This window comes from Alkalibacterium iburiense, from assembly GCF_039521845.1.
GTDB classification, from domain to species: Bacteria; Bacillota; Bacilli; order Lactobacillales; family Carnobacteriaceae_A; genus Alkalibacterium; species Alkalibacterium iburiense.
Genome location: NZ_BAAACW010000177.1, coordinates 1 through 2,700 on the forward strand (window position 1 = coordinate 1; position 2,700 = coordinate 2,700).

A 2,700-nucleotide genomic window follows, 5' to 3' on the forward strand; every position below is an offset into this window, starting at 1 on the left:
TGAGTGCGAAAATAAACGTCCGCAAGCTTATAACCTTCTGTATACTTAATTTATGTATGTGCTTTCATACAAATAAGTAAACAGGAGGTTTTTTTATGCTTGATTATCGCAAAATCCTTGAAATGAACCATCAGGGGATATCACAACGAACAATTTCCTCTAGTACAGGGCATTCAAGAGACAAAATTAGAGAGGTGGTGAATGAAGCAAAGAAAAAAGAAATTCTTCAGTTAACTGAAGAAATGACGAATACTTGGCTAGAAGATTATCTGTTTCCTGAAAAAAGTGCTAAGTATCGCGGCTATCTGGAACCTAAGTGGGATGATATTCATAAAGAGTTGCTTAAAAAGAATGTGACTTTAAAATTATTACACAAAGAGTACGAAGCGAAAGCTAGAAGTCAAAATAAACTCCCTTATGCTTATCGGACATTCTGTGAAAAGTATGGTTACTTTGGTAAAAAATACAAATTAACCATGCCTATTCATCGCAAGCCCGGTGAAATATTAGAAGTAGATTGGGCCGGTAGTACTCTCTTCGTTAAAAACACAGAGAATGGACAAGACATTAAAGTGTATATTTTTATAGCCACCTTACCCTTTAGTCAATATAGCTATGTAGAGGGTTTTTATGATATGAAGACGAATAATTGGCTAACTGCTCATATCAACGCTTTCGAATATTTTAAAGGTGTACCCGAAACTGTCGTTTCGGATAATCTACGTACTGGTGTAACTAAAACGGATTACTCAGAACCTTTACTCAATGAAGGCTATCGCCAACTAAGTGATTATTATCATTTTACTATTGTACCCGCACGTGTTAGAGCGCCTAAAGACAAAGCATCGGTTGAAGGAAATGTTGGTTTTGTCAGTCGACAAGTTTTAGCAGCTTTACGTAATGATGTATTCTTTAGCTTAAACGAATTAAACCAGGCTATTTCTGAAAAGACAGAAGAATTGAACCAAGAAGCTTTCCAGAAAAGACCAGGTTCAAGGCAAACAGTATTTAACGAAGAAGAATACAATTTTTTAAGTCCTCTACGTTATCCACGCTATACTCAATCACAATGGCGTATATCTAAAGTACAGTTAGATTATCACATTCAAATCGATCGCATGTTTTATTCTGTTCCGTATGAGTATGTTAATGATGAAGTAGAAGTTCGCATAACTGATTACCTAATAGAAGTGTACTTCAACGAGCACAGAATTGCATCTCATAAAAAAATAGAAGGCGATATAGGACAGAGATCCACAAACATTGATCACATGCCCGACAATCACCGACGCTATTTAAATCATACGCCTAAAGAAAATTTACTCTGGGCTAAAGAAATCGGTCCAAATCTTCATGCCTATGTCGAACATATCCTGTCACATCATACTGAAAAGAAAGCTTTAAAACTATTAGCAACATTAAGAAATACAGCATCTAATCATTCAACAGAAGCGTTAGAAGAAGGATGTCAAACGATGATGTCTATAGCGAAGGAACCAAACAACCCCCTTCTGAAAACTGTTTTAAGTCGTTTAAAGAAACGCAAGAAAGAATTAGGTAGTGTCTCTCAAGCAGATTCATTAAAAGAACAAACAGATAACGAGCATGGCTTTGTCCGTGGAGCATCTTACTTTGGAGGTAAAAACTAATGAGAAATGAACAGACTCTTGAAAAATTAAAACAATTACGTTTAACCGGTATGGCAGATTTATACGAACAACAATCAGCTGATCAAATGTTCCAATCCATCGGATTTGAAGAACGCTTTGAACTGCTAGTAGATAGTGAATTTGCCCGTAGAAAATCAAACAAATTACAACGATTGATTGGACAAGCTACGTTTAGTGATTCAGGTGCTTCAATTGAAGGCATAGAGTATTATCCAGATCGTCACTTAGATAAAAATCTCATAACAAAACTCGCACAGGGAAGGTATATTGACAATCATAATAACATTATACTAATGGGAGCCTCTGGAAATGGCAAGACATGGCTAGCTAATGCATTTGGTGTTCAGGCCTGTCGTCAATTTAGAAAAGTAAAATATATCCGTTTGCCTGAATTAATTGACGAACTATCTTTAGCAAAGCATGAAGCCGATGGCTCATATCGAAAATTAATAAAAAAATATACTAAAATTGAACTATTAATAATTGATGAATGGCTATTAATGAACCTTTCATTGGAAGATAGTATTCATATTTTTGAAATCATTGAAGCACGTTTAAAAAGAACGTCAACCATATTCTGTTCTCAATTCGCACCAGAAGGATGGCACAAAAAAATTGAAAACCCCCAACTAGCTGACGCAATTCTTGATCGAATTGTTCATGACTCTCACCAAATAATGCTTGATGGAGAGATTTCTATGAGGGAACGTCATGGACTGGAGGGTGTAAAGTGATTCCAGTTGAAGTTGAAAATCGAATTGCATGTCACTACTTTTATCGTTATTTACCAGAAGATATTTATTTAGATTTGATATCTTTATTGATTCCATATTATTTAAATAACGAAAGCGAAGAAGAGCCTTCGCCTGATCAAATGGTCAAATTAGCTATTAAATTCCTTGACAAAGCATTAGATAATTAAATACAGAATATTGTTAATATAAACCACCAGAGCTCAAACACGGTTTTGGGCTCTAGTTTTATATTATCTTTCAGCATATATTTTGATGGACGATTGTGAGTGCACTTA

3 protein-coding genes are annotated in these 2,700 nt (G+C 35.2%); all 3 read left to right on the forward strand.

Annotated features, from left to right (window positions below):
- Positions 1 to 95: 95 nt before the first annotated feature.
- The 3 genes from istA to ABDZ53_RS12845 are packed head-to-tail and all read left to right on the forward strand — an operon-like array spanning position 96 to position 2,592.
- Positions 96 to 1,649, forward strand: a complete 1,554-nt coding sequence (gene istA, locus ABDZ53_RS12835; protein ID WP_343757147.1) for an IS21 family transposase — start codon at positions 96 to 98, stop codon at positions 1,647 to 1,649.
- Positions 1,649 to 2,404, forward strand: coding sequence for an IS21-like element helper ATPase IstB (gene istB / locus ABDZ53_RS12840; protein WP_343757149.1), 756 nt, complete (start codon positions 1,649 to 1,651; stop codon positions 2,402 to 2,404). The genes istA and istB overlap by 1 nt, the downstream gene beginning before the upstream one ends.
- Positions 2,401 to 2,592, forward strand: a complete 192-nt coding sequence (locus ABDZ53_RS12845; RefSeq protein ID WP_343757151.1) for a hypothetical protein — start codon at positions 2,401 to 2,403, stop codon at positions 2,590 to 2,592. Before istB ends, ABDZ53_RS12845 begins: the two co-directional genes overlap by 4 nt.
- The last annotated feature ends 108 nt before the right edge of the window (positions 2,593 to 2,700 follow it).

What these genes read in the sequence shown, in the direction of transcription:
- istA (WP_343757147.1), top strand. Translation starts at nt 96, where the DNA reads ATGCTTGATTATCGCAAAATCCTTGAAATGAACCATCAGGGGATATCA.
- istB (WP_343757149.1), top strand. Translation starts at nt 1,649, where the DNA reads ATGAGAAATGAACAGACTCTTGAAAAATTAAAACAATTACGTTTAACC.